Genomic DNA, 23,225 nt, shown 5'->3' on the forward strand with positions numbered 1-23,225 from the left:
AGTTCTCACCCATTCGAGGTCGCTATGTCTGCTACAAATGCTATTAATAACGCACTGATCGTGACGGCTCACCCTGTCGACAATTCGTTATCCCATTCGCTGGCTGACCGCATTGCCGGGAAATTACGCGAGCAAGGTACCCAGGTTGAGATTGCCGATCTGCATGCTGAAGGGTTTAACGCAGCGATGACCCGCGCCGATCTCGATTTGTATCACGGCGATCCGAGCGCCCTTCCCGACGATATTCTGCGCGAGCAGCAGCGCGTCGAGCGAGCGGATATGCTGGTGTTTGTCTTCCCGGTGTACTGGTGGTCTGTCCCCGCGCTGTTGAAGGGCTGGTTCGATCGCGTATTAACCCTGAACTGGGCGTATAAGGTGGCCGAAGACGGCCGGATTGTGGGCAGCTTACGTGATGTTCCCGTCCGCCTGATTGCGACCGGCGGCAGCGATCTCAGCGGATTCGACAAACACGGCTATTCGACGGCGATTCAGACGCAGATAATCGAAGGAGTATTTGGCTTCTGCGGGCTGAAGAACGTTAAGCTCGATATCCTTTACGAGGCAGACACGGCGACGCCTGAGCAGGTTGAGGATTTCCTGCAAAGCCTCGGCAATATTAAATAATATCAGCCAGTGAACTTCATATACTTCAGGTGCAACGCTAACGTTGAACCTACCGATGTTAGTGTATTGAAGAGAATCTCTCACCAGCGCTATAACTGGATGCGATAGTTGCGCTAACAGCGAAATAAACAAAGTTCATTACATGGTTAAGTCAGTTCAGCCAACAACCACCCTCACCACCACCGGCACCTTCGGCGGCGTGGGCGTATCTGTAGCGAACGACTGACAGACAGAACCTCAACCCCCGCCAGTCTGGACGGGGAAATATCTCTCCGTTCACCACCCTCTGAATGGAGAAAGAAAATGGTTTCATCTGACAATGCTCTATTAATTATCGACATGCAGCAGGGCCTCTTCCGGGGCCCGGTTTCCCCCAGTTCCGCCGATGCCGTTCTGGCAAATATCCGTTTGTTAATAGCCAACGCGCGGCACGCGCAGGTGCCCGTCTTTTTTGCCCGCCATATTGGACCAGACGACTCCCCCTTCTCAGAGAAGGGGCCCTTAACACAGCTGATACCCGAGCTGGGCGTGAAGGAGCAGGATGTTGTTTTCACCAAGCGCTATCCCAGCTGTTTTCGGGATACCGAACTGCTGCGTGAGCTTAATCAGAGAGGCATCAAACAGCTGGTCATTACCGGGATGAAAACAGAATTTTGTGTCGACACCACCTGCCGGGCCGCGCCGGAGCTGGGTTTCAGGACGGTATTGATTTCAGATGCGCATACCACAATGGACAATGCACATTTATCCGCCAATGACATCATTGCGCATCACAACAGCACCCTGGCCGGTCCGTTCGTGACGCTGTCGACTGCCAGCGACTGGCATTTTAATACGGTCAGTTGAGTGGGCGGGATCGTCTCTCTCTTTTCCGGCGCGCCTTTCCGCGCGCCGGGCACATGAGAAAATAATTACAGCTTAAAACCACCGTCACCCACCTGTGCCTGGGCGTACCATTTCATCAGCTCCGCGCTACCGGGCGCGTTCTCAGCCGGTGACCATGGGGCGGTATCGTGCTCAGGAACAGGCTGGTAGCCGCCGTGTTTTACCTCAAAAATGACGCCGCCTTTATCCAGCGACAGCACGGCATGCCAGGTACCGGCATCCATCTCCAGCACCTTGCAGTCTTCACCTAACACCACGCGCTGGGTCACGTTACCGTTCTCGTCAAAATTCAGCACCAGAAAGCGACCGCTCAGAGCGGTTAACAGTTCAAACGTGTGCGGGTGGCGATGGGGGCGAACATAGGTGCCGGGCTCCATCGCGATGGCCAGGCGCTGCACCGGGTCGCTCAGCTCAGGATGTAAATTGCGATGCGCGCGTAAGCGAGGAGAATTGGCAGCCTGCTCGCTTTGTTGCTGCAGGTCACTGAACGTAATTTGTTTCATATACACCTTTGTTAATGGGGTCAGCGGACGGCAACCCGATTGCCGCAAGACGTTATACCATTCTGAACGGTCGATGAGCGATGGCATTTGTGAAACAAATCGCTGCAACGTGAGGATGTGCGTGATTGCACTCCAAGGCGCAACATTGAGTAAAACTCACATTGATTCCCACTATTTATCGTTTTTCAAAAGTGACGCCCCTGAAATACCATCCATTCATCCCTGAGATATAAAAAAATAAATAACACCAAGCCTGTATGGAGCACGTATGACACTCGATGTTTTATTCCATGTAATGAATATTATCTCGCCACATAAATTTAGCGCCCAAGCAAATGCGCATGAGTTGATAACGTTACTTTCAACAGAAAAGGAAAGTTCAGAGGTGCTTTCACCTCTTATCCATCGACTACACCTCCTCTCTTTCGCCCAAAGCAATTCAGCTAACGCCGAAGAGTTGCTCTCAGCGCATTTACCAAAAGAGGATGGGATCCTTCCGCTGCTTGACTTTGCGGAGTGGCCAAAGGTGCGTTACGCCACGTCAGGAGAAGCTCAGACGCGTGAATCTGAGGAGTATTTCCGTGACATGACCTCGGCTGCGAATCTGTTACGCACTGCGCTGATCGATGCTGAACGCGCAAAGGGGACGCCTGCGCTTTATATTCTGGATAAATTGCTCAACCTGAACAGCGCCCTGCCGGAGAGATATAAAAAGATGGCGAATATTCCCTACGCATAAATACGTTCAGGATGCGGAATATCCCACAATAAATATTCCGCTATTTTTAAGCCCGATTTTCATTGTAATCAAGACAGACGATATTCAAAGAAGGCACCACCGGCGCGTTAAGGTTAAGCCACGCCAGCAATCGTTCAATACTCTGTCTTCTGAGCGAATGTTTCGGCCAGACAAGGTAATAGCCGTCCCCTGATGCTATCGCTTCCCTGAAGGGCAGCGCGAGCAGACCGCTTTTCAGCGCGTCGAGCGCGAGGCGGAGATCGGCCATCGCCACGCCGTGACCGTGCATGGCGGCCAGGCTTCCCTGCTCCAGGGTGTCGAACACTATCCCTCGGCTCACGTCGAGTCCGGGGAATAACCCCGTTCTTTTCAGCCAGCGCTTCCAGTCACGTCTGTCCGGCGAGGGATGGATAAGATCGCACTGTGGAAGTTGATGCCGGGCAGAATCAAGCAAAGACGGGGTACAAACGGGAATGAGCCATTCGCTGAAAAGCAGCCTGCTTTCTGTTGATTCGCCGAAATAGCCATTACCGAGCAAGATCGCACAATCGTATGGCTCACGGCTGAAGTCAACGGAGTCAATGTCCATCCAGACGCTGGCTATCTCAACTTTAGGTTTCGCATGGTTATCACGAAATATTTTCAGAACGTCAAGAAGCCACCGCATCGTCAGGGAGCTGGGGGCTTTGAGGCGCAGAAGGTGGTTTTCACTTTTAAATGCGCGACAGGCCCACTCGATGCTGGTGAAACTTTCGCTCAAATGTCCGGCCAGAACGCGCCCGGCATCACTAACCTCCACTCTTGGCCCTTGACGTTTAAAGAGTTCACAGTCGAACCACATTTCAAGGGTCCGGACATGCCTGCTGACCGCGCCAGGCGTAATATTCAGTGCTTCAGCCGCTTTGCTGAAGGAGTTCAGCCGCGCGGCAACTTCAAAAGCGCGAAGCGCATACAGTGGCGGTAAAGACATACATTCCCTTTCTGTGAGGTTTAACTATGCAGTGTTTGTATTATCGGCACTCGGTGACTTGTCGCCCAGGTCCTCGGGCGGAAACGTCAGCAGCAGCTCCCTGAGCAGGGACTCAAGCTGCGCGCGCTGCGCGTCAGATAAGCTGCTCAGCAGCGCATTTTGGGTTTGTGTATGCACGATCAGCGCCTGTTCGATACGCTCCTGCCCGTGCGGTGTCAGGCTTACGAGGGTGCTGCGCTTATCATCCGGATCGGCAATTCGCCTGATAAGCCCTTGCTGTTCGAGATGGCTGAGCCGGTTCGTCATTGCCCCTGAGGTGATCAGCAGCGATTTATACAGCTGCGTGGGGGAAAGACGGTACGGCTCACCGGCGCGGCGCAGCGTGGCGAGCACGTCAAACTCGCCCTCGCGAAAGCCAAACTGCGCCATGGCCTGCGCCCGTTTTTTTCCCAGATGCTTCATCAGCCGGAGCATTCGGCCAAAAATTTTCATCGACGAGGCGTCCAGCCCCGGCATGGCACGGCTCCACTGGTCGACAACAAAGTCTACATGGTCTTTCATTTTCACCCCTGATGGCGTGGGTATTTATCCTGTTGTGCGGTACATCTTACGCAAAAACAGATTTTATCTTAACGTTAAGATAAATGCTCGCAGCAATTTGCGCGAGCCATTCACAACCGAAAAGGACTCCATGTTGAAACGCACGTCGCCTTTACTCTTCGCCGTTATCGCTTTTATCGTCGGGCTGAACCTGCGCCCTATTCTGGCTTCTGTCGGACCGTTGTTTTCCGTGCTGCAGCACGAAGCGGGGCTGACCGCTACGCAATTCAGCCTGCTGACCACCCTGCCGGTCGCGATGATGGGGCTGGCCGCCTTATGTGGGCCCTGGCTTTTAGCCAGAGTCGGCGCCGTACGGGGAATTATGTTCGGGCTCTTCACCCTGCTTGTGGCCTGCTTATTACGCGGTTTTAGCGCCTCACCGCAGAGTCTTATGGGCACCGCGTTACTGGGCGGGGCAAGCATAGGCACGATCCAGGCGTTAATGCCTGCCCTGATCAAAAAGGAATATACGCAAACGGCCAGCACGGTAATGTCGCTTTTCAGCACGGGCATTATGGCCGGTGCGGCAGTCGCCGCCGCCAGCGCCGAGCCGTTGTTTTCATGGCTCACGCTGAAGCCCGCGCTGGCAATGGCCGGGCTGTTAGCGCTGCTGGCGCTGATACTGTGGTTAACCCTGGTTAAGCATCCTCAAGGGGAAAAAACAGCACACGAAACCGTTACGCTCTCGTCCTCCCGTACAGCACTACTGTTGCTCTTTTTCGGCGTGGGAACGGGAGCCTATACGCTGGTATTGGCCTGGCTGCCCCCGCTCTATATTCAGGCGGGATGGTCCGCACGCAGCAGCGGCTACATGCTGGCCTGGCTGACGTTAACCGAGGTTGTCGCAGGGTTTGCCGTCTCCGCGCTGATCGGTAAATTCCCCGATCGTCGCGTGCCGCTGATCGCCGTATTGCTGCTTCTGCTGGCGGGATTACTGTGTCTGGTCTTTTCGCCGGGTACAACGCCGGTATTATCCACGTTGCTGCTTGGCACCGGGATCGGCGCCCTCTTCCCGCTGTCGCTCATCGTCACGTTCGATCATGCGCGAACGCCCGCGCAGGCGGGGAAGTTACTGTCTAAAGTTCAGGGCGGCGGATACATGCTCGCCGCGCTTATGCCGTTAATTGCGGGGATCGTTCGCGACAGTTCGGTCTCGCTGACCAGCGCATGGCTGATCATGAGTGCAGGAGTCGTGCTGCTGATCGTCATCGCGCTGAATTTTAAACCCGTCGTGGACGTGCAGGCACGATGAATGCGATACCATAATTGAGAGTCGTATTTGAGCCAGCCGTAAGATAAATTCAGGGTGAATTTCACCTCATTCAGGAGTGGATATGTCGCATACGCTACCAGAAATTGATGTCTTATTTGTTGCCGGGTTCGGGCCCATTTCGCGGGATACGGAGTCCAGCACCGCGTTTTATGTCCAGACACTCGGCCTTCCGCTGAAGCCGATGGAGGGGAACAGCGATTATCTGCTCACTGAGGAGGGTCAGTTGGAAGGCGTGAAGCATTTTGCAGTCTGGCCTCTTGCACAGGCTGCTGCATCCTGTTTTGGAGAGGAACAGTGGCCAGTTGAGCAACCGATACCGCAGGGCTGGGTTGAGTATGAGGTTCAGGATCTGGACTCGGCCACCCGTGTTCTGAGCGAAAAAGGCTATCGGTTACTGGTGGCTAACCGTATGGAACCGTGGGGGCAAACCGTCACTCGCCTGCTGAGCCCGGAAGGCTTGCTTACCGGGCTGACGATTACACCGTGGCTGCGGGGGTAATGGGTTTTGTTGTAACGCGAAGCAGACTTGCATGAGGGTAGTGTCTGCTTTGAGCGAGAAGCGGATGTTAAGCTTGCAGCAAGGTGGTGACAACAAGCAATATTTCTTGGAGGTTATGCCCATGCCTTGTTTTGCATGACCACTCTATATCCGTCGTGGTCAACAAATGTCTTTCCGTTAACATCCCAATAGGGGTTGAACGACGTTGACACTCTGAAACCAGCGTCGGTCATTCTTTTGCAAGCACGCATCCATTCATTTTCATCCGAATAATAAAGAACGAGTAAATCCTCTTCGGTGTGCAGGGGTTGAACGGGATGGTTATGGCAAAAGGTGAATTCTATATGCCATTGTAAGTCTCCCCGTCCTAACATTATGCCATTGAAACCGTCATGATCCTCAAATTCAGCAATTTTATGCAGACCCAGACCTTGGCTATACATCAGAAAAGACCTTTCGAGATTGGTGACAGGTTTGGCAATACGCATATGAGTAAACATCTGGGATTCTCCAAGGATAGATACTGCTTTAACGTTGAAATCCTGGCAGAGTCTACATGTGATTACGCTTTTCATTTGTCCATAAGAGCCCCTGCAATCTCCTGCTACGACCTGTTAGCGGCCAGCTTCTGGCACAGACAGCTTCGAGCGAGAAGCGGAATGATGGCATTAATTCCCATGCTGACGAAGTAGTTGTCTAGAGTCTGACTTTATCTAAAATTCGCCCTAAATCATTTAACAACGTAAAAGCGGTTTCTTTTGACGCCCCGATTCTAGTTTCAAATTCAGGTACAGAAATACCATTGCAAACTTCATTCAACGCTGAATAGTGAATTAACAACTCATTGTTATCTAGAGATAATTCAGTCTTTTTTTCGTCAACTGATACGGCGTCCATTACTCACCTCAAATTATCTAACTATGCTCTGGCATGTACATGCCTAAGAAGTTCAGCCTTATAAAACAATATTCCACATCAGTTGAGAGGTTTCAAACTCATTAGTCTAGATAGGTTGGCCGTCAATGTCCGCTTCTGGCACCAAGCGGACCGCCTGAAGCGCCATTAGGCCAGCTTTAAACGAACAGCAGACGCAATCCCTCATTGATAGCAGCAGCAGGCTTTAACTATTGGGAAGCAGCACTGATAGCACGATTTTACATCAAGTGATAAGGTCAGGTTTCCCATAACCTTATGAGAAGGTACGTCCGTGAGCATTTCAGAGAAGTATGAGTGGCATAAGGATAACTACCTGGTGAGTACAGACAGGGATAAACTGGATGTACAGGCTATCCATCGCTATCTGACGAGGTCGAGCTGGGCTAAAGGGATTGACCTGTCAATTGTAGGCGCATCAATTGAAAACAGTCTTAATTTCGGCGTTTACCATGATGAAAAACAGATAGGTTTCGCGCGTTTGATAACAGATTACGCTACATTCGCTTATCTATGTGATGTTTATATTCTTGAGGAATATCAGGGAGAGGGCCTGGGAAGATGGATGATGCAATGCATACATCATCATCCCATCTTTGAGCAGCTTCGCAGAATCATGTTGTTTACAACAACAGCTCCCTGGCTCTATCAAAAATTTGGGTACGAACCCATTAATCGGGAAAACTATGCATGGAGTATCACCCGGCCTGATATTTATACCAATGAAATAAATCGCGGCTGACCTACGCTCATATTCATCTCCATCAGGCCAGTTTACCCTGACTTTACAGTGTCCGCTCCTGATGCCCAGGCCATTGTGTAACCCGCTTACAGCGGGCCTTATAGTTTATGCTTTGAGCATATAGATACATGATGGAACTGTCTGACCGGTAGATATGGTTACCTCTACCGTAACCCGTTCATACTCAGCACCTTCGAACTCATCGAGTATGTGCCAGTAATTATGTAAATTCTCAGACGTGAAAAGAAAACCCTGAACACGATTACCAGAGTCATCCAGTACAATCCCCGGATAACCCATCTCTGCACCCCAGCCTTTCTCTAATAGAGAACCACCAACGTGGCCTTCCTGCCATGTTCCCCCAATATTTTCAAGAATATGAGCATTAGGCCGACCCGGGCCGAGTGTCCCGTAAACAAACAAACTTTCCATGACTTCTCCGCGTATCGCTATGAAAAAGATAACGTTCTTTGTGCTAATTTTGATTTTCGGACTCTGGCCTGACAAATCATTTGTTCTCACAACACGCGTGAATTATTATCACGCGTATGATATTCGATCGCCTCCCCCCATTGCAGACGCTGTGCGCTTTTGAAGCCACTGCCCGCCTCTCAAGCATGACACTCGCGGCAGCGGAGTTGCACGTTACGCATGGCGCGATAAGCCGGCAAATCCGGAAGCTCGAAGAGCATCTGGGGTTAAAGCTATTTTTCAGGCTGACACGACAGATAATACTGACGGAGGAAGGGGCTGAATTTCACCATGTGGTTACCCGTCTTTTGAGTGATTTAATGAGGGAGTCCGAGCGTCTGCGTGGAAGAAACCTGATAAAGAGTTTACGTATAAGTACAACGGTTTCATTTGCCAGTAAGTGGTTAGCACCACGTCTCAATCGGTTCAGGCAGAGATATCCTGAATTTAATATTGAACTGGATGTTACTGACATTAATGTAGATCTTAATGATGGTCAGGTAGATGCTGCAATTCGTTACGGCCTTGGCAATTATCGAGATGTTTCGTCTGAACGTCTGTTCGATGAAACAGTCACCCCTGTCTGTAGCCCAGATTTTCTTGAGAAACATAATGGCCTGACAGAGGTTAAGGAACTTTTAAACTGCGTTCTTCTTCATGAGTACAGAATGCTGGCGAACTGGAAAGCATGGTTTGAGTTGGCCGGAGAAAATAATTTTAGCTGCCACCAGGGGCCCTTATGGACTCTTGGCAGCATGGCGACTGAGGCTGCTATACGTGGCGAAGGTGTTGCTCTGGGACGCAGCGTTCTGATTGCAGATTATGTAGCTGCTGGAAGGCTTGTTGTTCCGTTTCCACAGTACAAACTTAAGGCTGAGCGGGGTTACGATTTAGTCTACCGTTCAGATAATCAGGATTCATTAAAAGTCAGCATTCTAAGACAATGGATCTCTGAAGAAATGAGTTCGCTGAAAGATTGAATGGCGCGCTAGAAAGGTCCGCTCCTGCACCAAGATACGAACTGACCGAGTAGCAGGTTCGCTGTGAGCAAGGAGCTGACATCAACGCTTTAATTTACCCGTTATACCTAAGCCTCGCGCTTTTCCGCCCATTTCAGCATTGCATCGAGAGCCGGGCAAAGCTCCTTCCCCCAGTCAGTGAGTCGATATTCAACTTTCGGTGGCACCTGGGGATACACCATACGCGAAACAATGCCATCGGCTTCCAGCTGTCGCAGTTGTTGTGCCAGCATTTTCTGCGAAATTTCTGGGATCAGTTTTTGAAAATCAGAATAGCGCTGTACTTTTCCGTCGAATAGATGAAACAGAATAATTAATTTCCAACGACCTTCCAAAACTCGCAAGACTTGCTCCACGCCGCTTGCGGCAGATTCCGGGCTATATAACTTACTCATAGTTCAATTACTCACTTTTTCGTGCGTACTTGTCAATTTCACAGTCTATGTTAAAAATTCCCGTACTGTAAATAACGGGAGTTTAGAGTAATGTCATTATCACTGCCGAAATCTATTTCTACCTATTTTGCAATCAGTAATGGTGCCGATACTGCAGGCATTAAACACTGTTTTACCACCGAGGCCGTTGTGAAGGATGAAGGTAAAACGCATCAAGGACATGCGGCAATTGAAGCCTGGCAACGTGCCGCGCAGGCTGCGTTTGACTACAGCGTTGAGCCTATTGAAGTACTCATCGAAAATAACCTTGTAACGGTCACATCGAATGTAGTTGGTAATTTTCCCGGCAGTCCATTAATGCTCAAACATGCTTTCGGTCTTGTTGGTGACAGAATTAACACTCTGGAGATTGTCTAATGCCGATGAATCTTGATTTTCGAGGCAGGCGCGTGCTCGTTACAGCAGGCACAAAAGGGATCGGCAAAGCTGTTGTTGCGCTTTTAAAACAGCAGGGAGCCACGGTGATAGCCACCGCTCGCCACATACCCACAGAAACGATTGCAGACGCTTTCGTTGCGGCAGATTTGACCACATTAAAAGGATGTGAATTAGTCGCGGAAGCCGTTCAGAAGTACCTGGGGGGTGTCGATATCATCGTCCACATAGCTGGGGGCTCTACTGCACCCGGCGGTGGCTTTGCAGCGCTGAGTGAGGAAGAGTGGCAACAGGAACTCAATCTTAATCTGTTGTCTGCGGTACGCTTAGACCGTGCTTTGTTGCCAGGAATGCTGGTACAGCAGGACGGGGTGATCATTCACGTCACCTCTATTCAGCGCGAGATGCCGCTACCGGAATCGACAACTGGATATGCGGCGGCGAAAGCGGCGCTGTCGGCGTATAGCAAAAGTCTGTCGAAAGAAGTATCCCCAAAAGGGGTTCGGGTGGTTCGTGTTGCGCCTGGCTGGGTAGAAACCGAAGCGTCGGTAGCGATGGCGGAACGACTGGCGGAACAGGCAGGCACGGACTACGAGGGGGGTAAGCAGATCATTATGAATGCACTTGGTGGTATTCCGCTGGGCCGCCCCTCAAAGCCCTTTGAAGTGGCGAACCTCATCGTCTTCCTTGCCTCTTCCTATGCTGCCACTATTACGGGTACGGAATATGTAATTGATGGCGGCACCATCCCAACGGTGTAATCCTGTAACTTAAACGGCTGCTTATTTTGGCCGTTTAATTACAAAACCCTCAACTTTCCAGTGCCTCAACAACTACCCCCTCCATTTTCTCTGGCGTCGTCATCGGCGCAAAACGCTTGAGTGGTTTACCGTCGCGGCCGATCAGGAACTTGGTAAAGTTCCACTTGATCCGCCCACCCAGCACGCCGGGCAATTCGTTTTTTAGATAACGAAACAGCGGGTGCGCTGCGCTACCGTTAACCTCGACCTTCTCGAACATCGGGAAGCTCACGCCGTAGTTGATGTAACAGGTTTTCGAGATTTCGTCGGCGCCGCCGGGTTCCTGTTTACCGAACTGGTTGCAGGGGAAGCCCAGCACCACTAACCCTTGAGCGGCGTATTTCTTGTATAGCGCTTCAAGGCCACCGTACTGTGGCGTGAAGCCGCACTGGCTGGCGGTATTAACGACCAAAACCACCTTTCCCGCATAGTCGGCCATAGAGATAAGCTGCCCGTCCAGACGGGTGGCGGTAAGTTGATAAAAGCGAGTCATGCTGAAATCCTCAAAGCAGGCCGAAAAGTCGCGGTGTCCATCAACAGGGACGCCATCGTTAGAAAGTTTACATTCAAGCTGGCTATTTGTGATACATTCCTGGCGCGTCAATGACCACCACACTCGCTATCAGGTATGCAGAACATAACAAAAAAAATTCACTGGCTTCTGCTTACTCTCCCACTCCTCAGCGGTTGTGGCACGCTCTCGCAAATGTCCTCCCCGGAAGGTACTCAGGAACTTCTCACTCATGATTCGCTGGATGGCGACGTTGACAGCGTGGTGCGTCACTACATGGCGCAAAAATCCGTTCCCGGGATGACGGTCGCGGTGATCCATAATCACGGCTCACCGCAGTTTTATACCTGGGGCGTAACCGATGCGGTCAATCGCTATCCGGTCAGGCCCGACACCCTGTTTGCGCTTGGCTCGCTCAGCAAAGGGATCACGGCGGAAGTGGTGGCTTGTTTGGTGAATGAAGGGCAACTGAACTGGAACGATAACCTGGCGACAATGCTTCCGCCGGGGACGCCGCTTAGCGCGGATGCACAAAAAATCACCCTGCTTGAACTGGTAACCCACACCTCCGGCCTGCCGCGTCAGAATATGGATGTTCCGATGCTTGGAAAATTCATCAGCTACTTAAGCACGGGCGATAATTTCTACGGTGAGCTGGATAGCGATAACGTGCTGCGCTACCTCGCCGACTGGCGAGCGCCAAAGGATAAAGTGCCGCAATACTCCAATACCGGCTACGCGCTGATCGGCTATATTCTGAAACACAAAACCGGCGAAGATATCCAGAGTTTAGCCTCGCGCTATATTTTCCATCCGCTGCAAATGGCTAACAGCAGCTTTACGCCCCGGCAGCTAAAAGGGTACCCCCAGCGTGCGCTTGGCCACGCGGGCGATCAGCCGAAATTTATCCCGCGCGGGCAGCTCACCCCTGACTGGCATTTTTCCAATAACATGGTGGCGGCAGCGAGCCTATACAGTAACGCCGAAGATCTGGCGACCTATGCCCGCTATCACGTCTCAACGACCCACAATCCCTTGCTGGACAATGTCTTTGCCGAAGTGAGAAATACCGATATTCAACGTCCCGACGGGGTACAGGGTATTGCCTGGACCACCGACTTTATCGGTCTGGAAAAAATCACCTACCAGGTCGGCTATATCGGCGGCTACTCCAGCTTTATCGGCTATGACAAAGAAAAAGGCAATGCGGTGGTGGTGCTGCAAAATACCTTTAACTGGAGTAATTACATTGGCATCGCGCTATTAATGGATATGGCGAAAAAAGACAGCCAGAGCCCCAGCAGCCGCTTTGCGATTAATGAGATGCCAAAACGCGTTTATCAGCAATAGTAGTGAACGCCCGCCGTCAGATTCAGGCCTGATGCGCAAGATCTTCTCGAGTCGGCCCCTGAAAGTAGACAGTACTAATATGGCAACTTCGAGGCTGAGTCAGTACAAAACGAATCGTTTCCCAGATTGACCATCCGTTCATCAGACGCTCCCCCATTCTTGATTGATTATCGACATGCGCATCTAAACCGGTCAGTTCAAAATCAGGCGGATATAACCCTGTTACCCGAATGTTTTCTTTGGATAAGTGTTCTGACAGTTTTGTTGTAAAGCCGCTGAGCCCGTGTTTGCTGGCAAAAAAAGCGGGATGGGCAATCGAATCTGTAAAATTCGGAATACCGCACGCAGATATAATCGCAATGATGTCTGCACTGTCTGAGCGTCTTAAACCCGGAAGCATTGCCTGGGTGAGCAGGATTGAACCTGTCAGGCCTGAACTGACGGTATTGAAGATTTCTGTGCTCGAATGTTCGTCTATTGCCCCAGACAACCACTGAGCAGCATTCAGAATTAAAATATCGATTGGCCTGTCTGAATGTAAGACCTGCGAAGAAAACTTAGAAATGGATTCCGGCAGGGCTAAATCACATAGATACCCTTTCGCCTCACCACCTTCAGCCGCGATGAGGCTGCAGGTTTTTTGAATATCCACCGCCCGACGGGCGCTAAAATCCACTTCAACGCCCTCTCGGGCAAGCCAGACGCACAGCGCCTGACCAAATCCCCCGCCGCCACCCGTGATAACAGCTCTTTTACCCCTCAGCATAACTCCGCGTCCTCTGTCGTGATAAATCTGTGTCGAGGATTAATAGCATGATGAGGTGAGTAACATCTTCCCGTTAGTGCCATTTACAATGGGAAAAAGCGCTTGAACGTCATCAACTGTCTCCGCGTTGTATTTAAGAATTAAAAACATATAATAGCTTCTTTAACGCTCGCACTTCACGGAAAACATGAGTTAGAAGGAATATGGCGCTATGCAATACAAAAGAATGAGCGATGAGTTTATAAAACTTGACGTTGAAAAAATTAACGGTTATCTGTGTGCCATCGAAAGTCTAAATGGGGCCGATTATCCAAAAGTTGATTATTCATTCACCCACCTTAAAAATACTGGCTCATTGTTAAAATCCATAGAAGACCATATCGCGGCAACCTATCCCAATACGGCCTTAGATTACTGGCATATCAAAATCGAGAACATTAGCAAAAGTCAGTTCAGTGATAGTATAAAAACTTGGTTTTTCCGTTTTGGTAGAGCAGAAGTACTGCGTGATCAATTAAAACCTTTACAGGATGGTTTTTTAGAGTTGCTCAATCAACTTGTTCACACCCCTCATATTTACCGTGTCAATATGATTCCGCCTGTTTGGTATGCAACTTGTTGGGAATCCATTTTACTGAACTCGGATAATGGTTTATTTATACTTGAATTTAACTTTGATGAATAATTTATACTGCGCCATACTTCGATTTTATATCTAACTCTCTTTCAACTCGGGAGTCCCTTGATGAAACACCAGTGTGCGCATTTATTTCAGCAGAAAGGCATTCTATTGTCTCTTTACGAGTGACTAACACGCCTGTGCGTGTTATTTCTCTAAATTCTTTATGAAGTATCTGTTCAAGCCATTCCCTGTCTTTTCGCATGTCGCCATGTAGAGAACATTCAAGTCTAATAAGCTTCTCAAGGAGCATAGTGATTGTCCTCATTACATGTCAGTGTTTATAAAACGATAATCGATCTAAGGCAATGCCCGCTCCTGCCACGAAGCGGACTTTCCCCCTACACCGCCGACTTCGGCCTTAAATTCTCATCAAACGTCAGCCGTTTTCGGTCAGGCTCAGCCTCGCGCAGCGGCTCCACCTGGTGCATAGTGAGCTTGCAGCGCTCCACCAGCACCTGATACTCCCGCGTGCCCTGCTGCTTCCATGCCAGCTCCTGCTCGCTGAGTTCGCGAATCGCTTTGGCAGGGCTACCGATAATCAAATGGTTGGCGGGCATCTCCGCTTTCGCCTTCACGAACGCCGCCGCGCCGACGATGCTGTTTTCACCGATGACCGCGCCGTCCATCACCACCGCGTTCATGCCCACCAGCGCATTGCGACGGATCACGCAGCCGTGGAGAATGGCGCTGTGGCCGATATGCCCGTCCTCTTCCACCACCGTGTCCTGCTCCGGGAAACCGTGCATCACGCAGTTGTCCTGAATGTTGGCACCGTCTTTCACCACGATACGGCCAAAATCACCGCGCAGGCTGGCGTTAGGACCAACATAAACGCCTTTGCCCAGAATCACGTCCCCAATCAGCACCGCCGTCGGGTGAACATAGCTCTCGTCAGGCACGACCGGCGTCAGACCGTCAATTTGATAAACTGGCATCTTCACTCCTTATGCGCTTGTAAGACCACCAAAGCGTTGATAGTAAAGCGTTCCGGGCACGGGCAGTTCGCCCACGGAGGTTTCGCCCTTCTCGCTGACAAACGCCAGCGCCCCCGGCGCGACACGCTGATAGATGTTAATGCAGAGCTGTCGGGCGCTTTGCCCCGCCCAGTGCGCGGGCAGCAACTCTTCCGGCAGCAGCGGGTCTTTCAGCACCACGCGACGATAAAAATGAATCAGCAGCAGCTGGATCTGGAAACAGCGTTCCGGCGTCAGCTCCTCCGGCGCGGCCTCTTTCAGCAGCGGCAGCAGCGGGCGGAACGAATTGATAAAGGACTCGTACATCGCATTTTGCTCGGTTAACTGCCAGCACTCTTCCACCCGTGAACGCAGCGCGGCGCGGGAGAGCGCCAGCGGCGAGTGGGCTTCAAAGAAAATCACGTTTTCCGCCACCCCGGCATCGTGAAGCAGGGACTGCACGTCCGCCAGATGCTGCGACGGCGAGGCCATCAGGCTCGGTGCCAGGGTGCCAAACCCCTGCCAGATCAGCTGTTTTTTGACGTCGGCAAGGGTGGTTTTATCCAGCCCTTCTGAAAGCAGCAATAACCATTTGCCGTCCCAGGCGGGCAGCTCCGCGCGGTAGATCTTATTCTCCGCGCGACGCGTCAGGCGCAGCCCTTTGTCGCTCAGGCGGTAAAAGCTGCGACGCCCGATGCGGGAAACGTCCAGCCAGCCCTCTTTGTTGAGGCGAAACAGCGCGGTGCGCACGAAGCGCTCGCCAAACCCCATGCCTTCCAGCAGGGCGGCCAGGCTGCCGAGCCAAATCTCACCGCCGCGATGGGAAAGCGCGTCACCGTATAACGAGGAGATAAGCGAGGTCCCGCTGACGGGAACGGAGCTGACCGCGTGCTGGATGAAGGCGTCGAGTTTATTCATGTGATTCATTCTGTTGTTATTTTTGTCCTGGATGAATCATAGCATAGGATTCTGGGATAGCCCCTCACCCTAACCCTCTCCCAAAGGGAGAGGGAACTTCTTACACCCTCTCCCTTTGGGAGAGGGCTGGGTGAGGGAAACTCAACCGTTGGCAGCAACTTTACGCAGGTCAAACACCCGGCAGGCTTTCCCCTCGGAGCGCGGGATGCTGCCGCAGTTCACAATCGTCACGTCGGTTGAAATCCCCACCATCGACTTAATGCGGTGGCGCAGCTGGTGGCAAACCTGACAGCGCTGCTCGTGCGTCAGCGTGAGGCTACTCTCTTTCAGCTCCACCTTCACGGAAAGTGAATCAAGATGCCCGCGACGGTTCACCTCCAGCTGGTAGTGTGGAGAAAGGTGTTCGAACTTCACGATCTCCTCTTCCAGCTGCGACGGGAAGACGTTGACGCCGCGGATGATCAGCATATCATCACTGCGGCCGCTGATCCGGTCCATACGACGCATGCTGCGCGCGGTTGCCGGGAGCAGGCGCGTCAGGTCGCGGGTCCGGTAGCGGATCACCGGCAGCGCCTCTTTGGTCAGCGTGGTGAACAGCAGTTCGCCCTGCTGACCGTCATCCAGCGGCGTGCCGTCGTTCGGGTTGACGATCTCCGGGTAGAAGTGATCTTCCCAGATGGTTGGCCCGTCGACGGTTTCGATACACTCCATCGCCACGCCCGGCCCCATCACCTCGGAGAGGCCATAGATATCCAGCGCCGTAATACCTAAGCGTTTTTCAATTTCGCGACGCATGGCCTGCGTCCACGGCTCGGCGCCGAAGACGCCCACGCGCAGGGAACAGCCGCTGGCATCGCCGCCCATCTGGCGCTCCAGCTCTTCAATCAGGTTGAGGCAGTAGGATGGCGTGACCATGATCATGTCCGGCTGGAAATCACGGATCAGCTGTGCCTGTTTCTCCGTCTGGCCGCCGGACATCGGGATCACCGTCGCGCCTAAACGCTCGGCGCCGTAGTGCGCGCCCAGCCCACCGGTAAACAGACCATAGCCATACGCCACGTGAATTTTGTCCTTCGCGCTGCCGCCCGCCGCGCGCAGGGAGCGGGCCACCAGATTGGCCCAGTTGTCGATATCGCCCTGCGTGTAGCCGACAACGGTCGGTTTGCCGGTGGTGCCGGATGACGCGTGAATGCGCACCACCTGCTCCATCGGCACGGCAAAGGTATCGAACGGATAGTTATCCCGCAGGTCCTGCTTGGTGGTGCACGGGAATTTGCGGATATCCGCCAGCTCTTTGAAATCGTCAGGGTGAACGCCCGCGGCGTCAAACTTGCGTTTGTACATCGGCACGTTGTTGTAGGCGTGATGCAGCGTCCATTTCAGACGCTCGGTCTGCAGCGCCTGTAACTCGTCAAGGGAGGCCGTTTCAATCGGATCAAGCTTTGTTGTATTTGTCATTGTAGGGTACTCACATTGTTTTTATGCTCAAACACGCTCAAGGATCATGGCAATGCCCTGACCCACACCGATGCACATCGTACACAGCGCGTAGCGCCCGCCGCGTCGGTGCAGTTCGTTGCTCGCGGCCAGCGCCAGTCTGGCACCGCTCATGCCCAGCGGGTGGCCCAGCGCAATCGCGCCACCGTTCGGGTTGACGTGCGCGGCATCATCCGGCAGGCCCAGCTGACGCAGAACGCCCAGCGCCTGCGAGGCGAAAGCTTCGTTAAGCTCGACAACGTCCATATCGTTAATACTGAGTCCGGCGCGCTCCAGCACCTTACGGGTAGCGGGTACCGGGCCAAGCCCCATCAGACGTGGCTCCACGCCTGCCGTCGCCATCGCCACGATCCGCGTGCGCGGGACTAACCCCTGCGCCAGCGCCATCTTCTCGCTGGCGACGATCAGCGCCGCAGCGCCGTCGTTGACGCCGGAGGCATTTCCCGCCGTAACCACCCCGTTCTTACGGAACGGCGTTTTCAGACCGGCGAGCTGCGCGAGCGTGGTGTCCGCGCGCGGATGTTCATCCACGCTGAACTCAGTGACCGCCCCTTTTTTGCCCGGCACCAGTACCGGCACAATCTCCTGCGCCAGAATGCCGTTCTGCTGCGCCTGCGCGGTACGCTGCTGGCTGCGCAGCGCGAACGCGTCCTGATCGGCACGGCTGATATTTAACAATTCAGCTACATTCTCTGCCGTTTCCGGCATACTGTCAGTTCCGAATTGCTGATGCATGAGCGGATTCACAAATCGCCAGCCGATGGTGGTATCAAAGATCTCCGCCTGACGCTGAAACGCGGCGGTGGCTTTGCCCATCACAAACGGCGCGCGGGACATGGACTCCACGCCGCCCGCGATCAGCAGGTCGCCATCGCCCGCCTTAATGGCGCGCGCCGCAAAACCAATCGCGTCCAGCCCCGACCCGCACAGGCGGTTAATGGTGGTTCCGGACACCGTCTGCGGCAGCCCGGCGAGCAGGGACGACATGCGCGCTACGTTGCGGTTATCTTCCCCCGCCTGGTTGGCGCAGCCGAAGATCACATCATCGATCTGCTCAATGTCGAGCTGCGGATAGCGGGCCAGCAGCGCGCGCAGCGGCACGGCGCCGAGATCGTCGGCTCGGACTGCGGAAAGCGCGCCGCCGTAGCGCCCCACCGGGGTTCGAACGCCATCACAAATAAATGCGTCACGCATCTGCCTCTCCTGTCACGCTGCCGCCGATGCGGTGAGATTTTCCGCGAAAAAGGGCGACGGTTTTCTGTTGTTGGTTCTGGATTTCAATGTCATACACGCCGGTCAGCTTGCCCTGATGCATCACCCGCGCGGTGGCGGTGAGCGTGTCCCCGGCAAAGCCCGGACGCAGAAAATCAATCGAGCAGCCAGAGGCTACCGCCGCCAGCCCCTGGCTGTTGCAGGCGTAGGCAAAGGCGGTGTCTGCCAGCGAAAAAAGCTGTCCGCCGTGGCAGGTTTTGTGGCCGTTAAGCATCTGCGGGGTGATGGTCATGGTCACCACCGCGTAGCCTTCATCCATGTCGACAATGTCCATCCCCATCGCCTGCGCGCAGGCGTCCCGTTCGTACATCGCGCGGGCGTTATGCCAGGCGTTATGACTCATAGCTACTCTCCAGAAGCGCACGCTGGCGCAGCAGTGAACAGGGGCGATAGCGCTCTTCGCCGTAATGACGCTGCAGGTTCTCCAGCAGCGTCAGCAGCCGCTGCCAGCCCAGACGCTCGCCCCAGGCGATCGGCCCGCTCGGGTAGTTCACGCCCAGGCGCATGGCGGTATCGATGTCCTTCTCGCTGGCGACCCCTTTTTGCAGGGCATCCAGCGCTTCGTTGGCAATCATCGCCAGCGTGCGCCAGACCAGCAGGCCGGGATAATCGGCAATTTGCACCACCCGGTTACCCTGCTGCTGTAGGTAGCGGATGACCTTTTGCGTCGCGGTGTGCGGGTTGCTGGCGGCCGCTGCAATCACCGCCACATCGCGCTCAATGCGGTCCACTACCACCACCGCGCCGTTGAGCCGCAGCGCCAGCGCCTGAGCGGTTTCCCCCTGCGTTTCAATCAGATATACATCATCAATTTCGGTGACGCCGTCACGTCTCTTTTCCACGCGCATCGGGCTGTAGCTGTCGTTAACGGCTGGCACCCACCGCACCTCGGGTTTGTCACCCTGCCAGTCGTAGACGCCCTTCCCGCTCTTTTTGCCCAGTCTTCCTGCCAGCACCAGCTCCTGCTGCACCAGCGAAGGCAGAAAACGACGCTCCTGCCAGAAGGCGTTAAACACCGAGCAGGTCACCGCGAAATTCACGTCCTGACCAATCATGTCGGTCAGCTCCAGCGGCCCCATCGGGAAACCGCCGCCTTCGCGCAGGGCGGCATCAATCACCTCCGGCGGCGCGACCTGCTCTTCCAGCGCGCGCCAGGCTTCGGAATAGAACGGACGGGCGACGCGGTTGACGATGAACCCCGGCGTTGACTGGCAGCGAACGGGCTGTTTGCCCCAGTTCAGCGCCAGCTCGCACAGCGCGTCTGCTACTTCCGGAGAGGTCGCCAGCCCGCTGACCACCTCCACCAGCTTCATCACCGGCGCTGGGTTAAAGAAGTGCAGCCCTGCGACCCGCTCCGGGTGGTGGATGTCCGCCGCAATCGCCGTGACGGAGATGGAAGAGGTATTGCTGGTCAACACCGTCTGCGGCGGGCAGATCTCAGCCAGCTGTGCAAACAGCGCCTTTTTCACCTCCAGACGCTCGGAGGCCGCTTCAATGACCAGATCGGCCGCGGAGAGCGCCTCGATATCCGTTACCGGAAGCAGCCGGGCAAGGATCTGGCTCCCGGCATCGGCGGAGAGTTTTCCGCGCGTCACCCGGGAGGCCAGACGCTGGCGGATCCCGTCGATGGCGCGCGATATCGCATCGCTGGAGATGTCGTAGATCAGAACCTGGTGACCATGGCTGGCGGCGACTTCGGCAATCCCTGCGCCCATCGTGCCGCTGCCAATCACGGCGACAGTGCGTATGTTCAGCATCTTATTTCCCCGTAAAGTTCGGCGCGCGCTTCGCCAGGAAGGCGCTGACGCCCTCGCGGTAATCGTCGCTGCGTCCGGCCAGGCGCTGATAGTCGCGCTCCAGATCGAGCTGGGCGTCCAGGGTGTTGGTTTCCGCGGCATTGATGGCCTGCTTGATCAGACCCAGCCCGAAGGTCGGCTGAGAGGCAAAATGCAGCGCCATCTGCTGCGCCGTAGTGGAGAGCTGTTCGTCATCCACCACCTGCCAGATCATTCCCCACGCCTGCGCCTGTTCGGCGCTGAGTTTGTCACCGAGCAGCGCCAGCCCCATGGCGCGGGCGCGTCCGGCCACGCGCGGCAGCAGCCAGGTGCCGCCGCAGTCCGGCACCAGGCCGAGCTTGCTGAAGGCCATCACGAAGTTGGCGGAACGGGCGGCAATGACCATGTCACACCCCAGCGCCAGCGTGGCCCCTGCGCCGGCCGCCACGCCGTTAACGGCACAAATGACCGGTTTCGGCAGCTTTGCCAGGCGGCGCACCAGCGGGTTATAGAAAGTTTCAACGGACATCCCCAGATCCGGCGCCGGGCCGCTGGGGTCGACGTTGCGGTCGTTCAGATCCTGACCGGCACAGAAACCACGTCCCGCCCCGGTGATCAGCAGGCAGCGGATAGCGTCATCACGCTCGGCCTGCTTCAGGCATTCGGCAAGCTGCTGATGCATCACGTCATTGAAGCTGTTCAGACGCTCCGGACGGTTCAGCGTAATGGTCATTACGCCCTGCTCAACATGACTGAGAATAAATTCCACAATTAGCGTCCTTTAAAGTCGGGGGTGCGTTTTTGTAAGAAGGCGTCGATGCCCTCCCGGCGGTCTTCGGTGGCAGACAGCAGCGTAAACAGCTGGCGCTCCTGCGCGAGCCCGGCCTGGAGCGGTACCTCCTGAGACTGGCGCAGCGCCTGTTTCGCCGCCTGCAGCGCCAGCGGAGAGTGGCGCGCCATCAGCGCCGCCTGCTTCAGGGCATACTCCAGCGTCAGCGCTGGCGGGAAAACATCGCTGACCAGCCCCGCGCTCAGCGCCTGCTGCGCGGAAATACTCTCGCCGGTCAGCACCATTTTGCTGGCAAGGGATTTACCGACGCTGCGGATAAGACGCTGGGTGCCGCCCGCGCCGGGCATAATGCCCAGCGTGATTTCCGGCAGACCAAAACGGGCGTTATCGCCAGCAATGACCACGTCGCACAGCAGCGCCAGCTCGCAGCCTGCGCCCAGCGCGAAGCCGTTCACGGCAGCGATCAGCGGTTTGCTGAACGCGTTAATGCGCGCCCACAGCTGCGGGCGGATATCGTTCAGGGTGGCGGGCAGGTCTTTCTCCGCCATTTCGTTGAGATCGGCCCCGGCGGCAAAGCAGCGCTCGCTGCCGTAAATCACGCAGACGGCGATGTCAGCATCCACGGCGGCGGCCTCAAGCTGCTCAGCAAGCTGCGTCAACAGCGCATTGTGGAGGGCGTTGCGCGCTGCCGGACGGTTGAGCGTCAGCTGCAGCACGCGGCCATGACGGGTAACAATCAGTTCGCTCATGCCATCCCCTTGGCGTCGAAGTCGACGATCACGTCGGCGGTTAACGGCAGCGACTGGCAGCTCAGCACGTATCCGGCGGCCAGCTCGTCCGGCTCCAGGCTGTAGTTGGTCGCCATGTCCACCTTCCCGCGCAGTACTTTGCATTTACAGGTGGCGCACACGCCGCCCTTGCAGGCATACGGGAGATCCGCCCCCTGGCGCAGGGCTGCATCCAGGATGCTTTCGTCATCCGCCGTCAGGGTGATTTCACGGTCGCGCCCGTCCTGGCGGACGGTCACTTTCTGCCCTTCCGACTGTACGTGCACCGCGCGCTTAACGGAGATCCCCGGGGTGTTAAAACGCTCAAGGTGAATCGCTTTGTCCGGCATCCCCAGCGCTTTCAGGGCGGCTTCGGCGTCGTCCATCATCGCCGACGGGCCGCAGATAAACGCCTCGTCGTACTGGCGGAAGTTGATCAGGGTTTTCGCCAGCGCCTGCAGCTTTTCCCCGTCGATGCGGCCAAAAAGCAGATCGCTGTCCAGCCGCTCCTGGCTGAAGATAGAGACCAGCTGCAGCCGCTGCGGGTATTTGTCCTTCAGGTCCGCCAGCGCCCGACGGAACATCATGCTCTGGCTGCTGCGGTTGCCGTAGATCAGGGTGAAATGGCTGTTGGGTTCGGTCGCAAGCGTTGCGGAGATAATCGCCAGCATCGGGGTGATCCCGGAGCCTGCCGCAATCGACAGATAGTGACCTTCACGTTCAGCCTGCGGCTGGTAGCCAAACTGCCCCTGAGGAACCATCACCTCCAGCGCCATGCCAGCTTTGATCTCATCCCGGGCGTAGCGGGAAAAGCGCCCGCCGTCGATGGCTTTGACCGCCACGCTGATCTCGCCCGGGGCGGTACTCCGGCAGATGGAGTAGCAGCGGCGCAGCTCGTCCCCGTCAAGCTTCGTTTTTAACGTCAGGTGCTGGCCGGGGCGGAAGCGGTAGGCGTCCTGCAGCGCCTGCGGCACCGCGAACGTGATGGTCACCGCGTCGCGGGTTTCGGGTTCCACTTTTGCCACTGTTAATGAATGAAACGTTGTCATGGCAGCC

Annotated in this window: 28 protein-coding genes; 11 read left to right on the forward strand and 17 right to left on the reverse strand. The window is 54.8% G+C overall.

Annotation, left to right across the window (positions count from 1 at the left end; translation table 11 throughout):
- Positions 1 to 24: 24 nt before the first annotated feature.
- Together KIF87_RS15830 and KIF87_RS15835 are read left to right on the forward strand one after the other, a co-directional pair.
- A complete protein-coding gene (locus KIF87_RS15830) occupies positions 25 to 624 on the forward strand; it encodes an NAD(P)H-dependent oxidoreductase (RefSeq protein WP_213329359.1) in 600 nt (199 codons plus the stop codon).
- A gap of 303 nt (positions 625 to 927) precedes the next feature.
- Positions 928 to 1,470, forward strand: a complete 543-nt coding sequence (locus KIF87_RS15835; RefSeq protein WP_213329361.1) for a cysteine hydrolase family protein — start codon at positions 928 to 930, stop codon at positions 1,468 to 1,470.
- 65 nt (positions 1,471 to 1,535) lie between these two features.
- Here the strand turns inward: KIF87_RS15835 and KIF87_RS15840 are convergent, their stop codons facing one another.
- Entirely contained in the window at positions 1,536 to 2,012 is a 477-nt protein-coding gene (locus tag KIF87_RS15840; protein ID WP_213329363.1) for a WbuC family cupin fold metalloprotein, read from the reverse strand.
- A gap of 268 nt (positions 2,013 to 2,280) precedes the next feature.
- Here KIF87_RS15840 and KIF87_RS15845 point away from each other — a divergent pair, with 268 nt between their 5' ends.
- A complete protein-coding gene (locus KIF87_RS15845; protein ID WP_213329365.1) occupies positions 2,281 to 2,751 on the forward strand; it encodes a hypothetical protein in 471 nt (156 codons plus the stop codon).
- Positions 2,752 to 2,797: 46 nt separating this feature from the next.
- Here the strand turns inward: KIF87_RS15845 and KIF87_RS15850 are convergent, their stop codons facing one another.
- Positions 2,798 to 3,721, reverse strand: coding sequence for a LysR substrate-binding domain-containing protein (locus KIF87_RS15850; RefSeq protein ID WP_213329366.1), 924 nt, complete (start codon positions 3,719 to 3,721; stop codon positions 2,798 to 2,800).
- 24 nt (positions 3,722 to 3,745) lie between these two features.
- Positions 3,746 to 4,282 (reverse strand): MarR family winged helix-turn-helix transcriptional regulator, encoded by a 537-nt coding sequence (locus KIF87_RS15855; protein WP_213329368.1) that lies wholly within the window; start codon positions 4,280 to 4,282, stop codon positions 3,746 to 3,748.
- Positions 4,283 to 4,412: 130 nt separating this feature from the next.
- On the opposite strand from KIF87_RS15855, the gene KIF87_RS15860 reads away from it, so the two are divergent.
- Both KIF87_RS15860 and KIF87_RS15865 read left to right on the forward strand, forming a co-directional pair.
- Positions 4,413 to 5,573: an MFS transporter gene (locus tag KIF87_RS15860; protein ID WP_213329370.1), complete on the forward strand. Its 1,161-nt coding sequence runs from the start codon at positions 4,413 to 4,415 to the stop codon at positions 5,571 to 5,573.
- 82 nt (positions 5,574 to 5,655) lie between these two features.
- Positions 5,656 to 6,093 carry a VOC family protein gene (locus KIF87_RS15865; protein WP_213329373.1) on the forward strand — a complete coding sequence of 146 codons (438 nt, stop codon included), beginning with the start codon at positions 5,656 to 5,658 and terminating at the stop codon, positions 6,091 to 6,093.
- A gap of 113 nt (positions 6,094 to 6,206) precedes the next feature.
- On the opposite strand, the gene KIF87_RS15870 is transcribed toward KIF87_RS15865, so the two are convergent.
- Positions 6,207 to 6,593, reverse strand: a complete 387-nt coding sequence (locus tag KIF87_RS15870) for a VOC family protein (RefSeq protein WP_213329375.1) — start codon at positions 6,591 to 6,593, stop codon at positions 6,207 to 6,209.
- Between the two features lie 707 nt (positions 6,594 to 7,300).
- Here KIF87_RS15870 and KIF87_RS15875 point away from each other — a divergent pair.
- On the forward strand, positions 7,301 to 7,768 hold the full coding sequence (locus KIF87_RS15875; protein WP_213329378.1) for a GNAT family N-acetyltransferase: 468 nt from the start codon (positions 7,301 to 7,303) through the stop codon (positions 7,766 to 7,768).
- A 105-nt stretch (positions 7,769 to 7,873) separates the two neighbouring features.
- On the opposite strand, the gene KIF87_RS15880 is transcribed toward KIF87_RS15875, so the two are convergent.
- Complete coding sequence (locus KIF87_RS15880; protein ID WP_213329380.1) at positions 7,874 to 8,200, reverse strand: gamma-glutamylcyclotransferase family protein; 327 nt, start codon at positions 8,198 to 8,200, stop codon at positions 7,874 to 7,876.
- A gap of 116 nt (positions 8,201 to 8,316) precedes the next feature.
- Here KIF87_RS15880 and gcvA point away from each other — a divergent pair, with 116 nt between their 5' ends.
- On the forward strand, positions 8,317 to 9,219 hold the full coding sequence (gene gcvA, locus KIF87_RS15885; RefSeq protein WP_213329383.1) for a transcriptional regulator GcvA: 903 nt from the start codon (positions 8,317 to 8,319) through the stop codon (positions 9,217 to 9,219).
- A gap of 107 nt (positions 9,220 to 9,326) precedes the next feature.
- Here the strand turns inward: gcvA and KIF87_RS15890 are convergent, their stop codons facing one another.
- Positions 9,327 to 9,653 (reverse strand): winged helix-turn-helix transcriptional regulator, encoded by a 327-nt coding sequence (locus KIF87_RS15890; RefSeq protein ID WP_213329385.1) that lies wholly within the window; start codon positions 9,651 to 9,653, stop codon positions 9,327 to 9,329.
- 90 nt (positions 9,654 to 9,743) lie between these two features.
- Between KIF87_RS15890 and KIF87_RS15895 the strand changes: the two genes are divergently transcribed.
- Entirely contained in the window at positions 9,744 to 10,070 is a 327-nt protein-coding gene (locus tag KIF87_RS15895) for a nuclear transport factor 2 family protein (RefSeq protein ID WP_213329387.1), read from the forward strand.
- Positions 10,070 to 10,849, forward strand: a complete 780-nt coding sequence (locus KIF87_RS15900; RefSeq protein ID WP_213329389.1) for an SDR family oxidoreductase — start codon at positions 10,070 to 10,072, stop codon at positions 10,847 to 10,849. Before KIF87_RS15895 ends, KIF87_RS15900 begins: the two co-directional genes overlap by 1 nt.
- Positions 10,850 to 10,898: 49 nt before the next feature.
- On the opposite strand, the gene KIF87_RS15905 is transcribed toward KIF87_RS15900, so the two are convergent.
- Positions 10,899 to 11,381: a glutathione peroxidase gene (locus KIF87_RS15905; RefSeq protein WP_213329391.1), complete on the reverse strand. Its 483-nt coding sequence runs from the start codon at positions 11,379 to 11,381 to the stop codon at positions 10,899 to 10,901.
- A 135-nt stretch (positions 11,382 to 11,516) separates the two neighbouring features.
- Here KIF87_RS15905 and KIF87_RS15910 point away from each other — a divergent pair, with 135 nt between their 5' ends.
- Positions 11,517 to 12,749, forward strand: a complete 1,233-nt coding sequence (locus KIF87_RS15910; protein ID WP_213329392.1) for a serine hydrolase domain-containing protein — start codon at positions 11,517 to 11,519, stop codon at positions 12,747 to 12,749.
- 22 nt (positions 12,750 to 12,771) lie between these two features.
- On the opposite strand, the gene KIF87_RS15915 is transcribed toward KIF87_RS15910, so the two are convergent.
- A complete protein-coding gene (locus KIF87_RS15915) occupies positions 12,772 to 13,515 on the reverse strand; it encodes an SDR family oxidoreductase (protein WP_213329395.1) in 744 nt (247 codons plus the stop codon).
- A 211-nt stretch (positions 13,516 to 13,726) separates the two neighbouring features.
- Between KIF87_RS15915 and KIF87_RS15920 the strand changes: the two genes are divergently transcribed.
- A complete protein-coding gene (locus KIF87_RS15920) occupies positions 13,727 to 14,200 on the forward strand; it encodes a hypothetical protein (RefSeq protein ID WP_213329398.1) in 474 nt (157 codons plus the stop codon).
- A gap of 335 nt (positions 14,201 to 14,535) precedes the next feature.
- Here the strand turns inward: KIF87_RS15920 and paaY are convergent, their stop codons facing one another.
- From paaY to paaE, 9 genes are all read right to left on the reverse strand, one after another.
- Complete coding sequence (gene paaY, locus KIF87_RS15925) at positions 14,536 to 15,132, reverse strand: phenylacetic acid degradation protein PaaY (RefSeq protein ID WP_023619119.1); 597 nt, start codon at positions 15,130 to 15,132, stop codon at positions 14,536 to 14,538.
- Positions 15,133 to 15,141: 9 nt separating this feature from the next.
- The gene (paaX, locus tag KIF87_RS15930; RefSeq protein WP_021241337.1) at positions 15,142 to 16,077 is read right to left on the reverse strand and encodes a phenylacetic acid degradation operon negative regulatory protein PaaX; all 936 of its coding nucleotides are present in this window, start codon (positions 16,075 to 16,077) and stop codon (positions 15,142 to 15,144) included.
- A gap of 132 nt (positions 16,078 to 16,209) precedes the next feature.
- On the reverse strand, positions 16,210 to 17,526 hold the full coding sequence (gene paaK, locus KIF87_RS15935) for a phenylacetate--CoA ligase PaaK (RefSeq protein ID WP_047647866.1): 1,317 nt from the start codon (positions 17,524 to 17,526) through the stop codon (positions 16,210 to 16,212).
- Positions 17,527 to 17,553: 27 nt separating this feature from the next.
- Positions 17,554 to 18,759: a 3-oxoadipyl-CoA thiolase gene (pcaF, locus tag KIF87_RS15940; RefSeq protein WP_213329399.1), complete on the reverse strand. Its 1,206-nt coding sequence runs from the start codon at positions 18,757 to 18,759 to the stop codon at positions 17,554 to 17,556.
- Positions 18,752 to 19,180 (reverse strand): hydroxyphenylacetyl-CoA thioesterase PaaI, encoded by a 429-nt coding sequence (gene paaI / locus KIF87_RS15945; protein ID WP_045399003.1) that lies wholly within the window; start codon positions 19,178 to 19,180, stop codon positions 18,752 to 18,754. Before paaI ends, pcaF begins: the two co-directional genes overlap by 8 nt.
- The gene (paaH, locus tag KIF87_RS15950; protein WP_213329401.1) at positions 19,170 to 20,594 is read right to left on the reverse strand and encodes a 3-hydroxyacyl-CoA dehydrogenase PaaH; all 1,425 of its coding nucleotides are present in this window, start codon (positions 20,592 to 20,594) and stop codon (positions 19,170 to 19,172) included. The genes paaI and paaH overlap by 11 nt, the downstream gene beginning before the upstream one ends.
- A 1-nt stretch (position 20,595) precedes the next feature.
- Positions 20,596 to 21,384 (reverse strand): 2-(1,2-epoxy-1,2-dihydrophenyl)acetyl-CoA isomerase PaaG, encoded by a 789-nt coding sequence (gene paaG / locus KIF87_RS15955; protein WP_213329553.1) that lies wholly within the window; start codon positions 21,382 to 21,384, stop codon positions 20,596 to 20,598.
- Positions 21,384 to 22,151, reverse strand: coding sequence for a 2,3-dehydroadipyl-CoA hydratase PaaF (gene paaF, locus KIF87_RS15960; RefSeq protein ID WP_213329404.1), 768 nt, complete (start codon positions 22,149 to 22,151; stop codon positions 21,384 to 21,386). Before paaF ends, paaG begins: the two co-directional genes overlap by 1 nt.
- A complete protein-coding gene (paaE, locus tag KIF87_RS15965; RefSeq protein WP_213329406.1) occupies positions 22,148 to 23,218 on the reverse strand; it encodes a 1,2-phenylacetyl-CoA epoxidase subunit PaaE in 1,071 nt (356 codons plus the stop codon). Before paaE ends, paaF begins: the two co-directional genes overlap by 4 nt.
- Between the last annotated feature and the right edge of the window lie 7 nt (positions 23,219 to 23,225).

The sequence above is a fragment of the Enterobacter sp. 120016 genome (assembly GCF_018383635.1).
Classification (GTDB): domain Bacteria; phylum Pseudomonadota; class Gammaproteobacteria; order Enterobacterales; family Enterobacteriaceae; genus Enterobacter; species Enterobacter asburiae_D.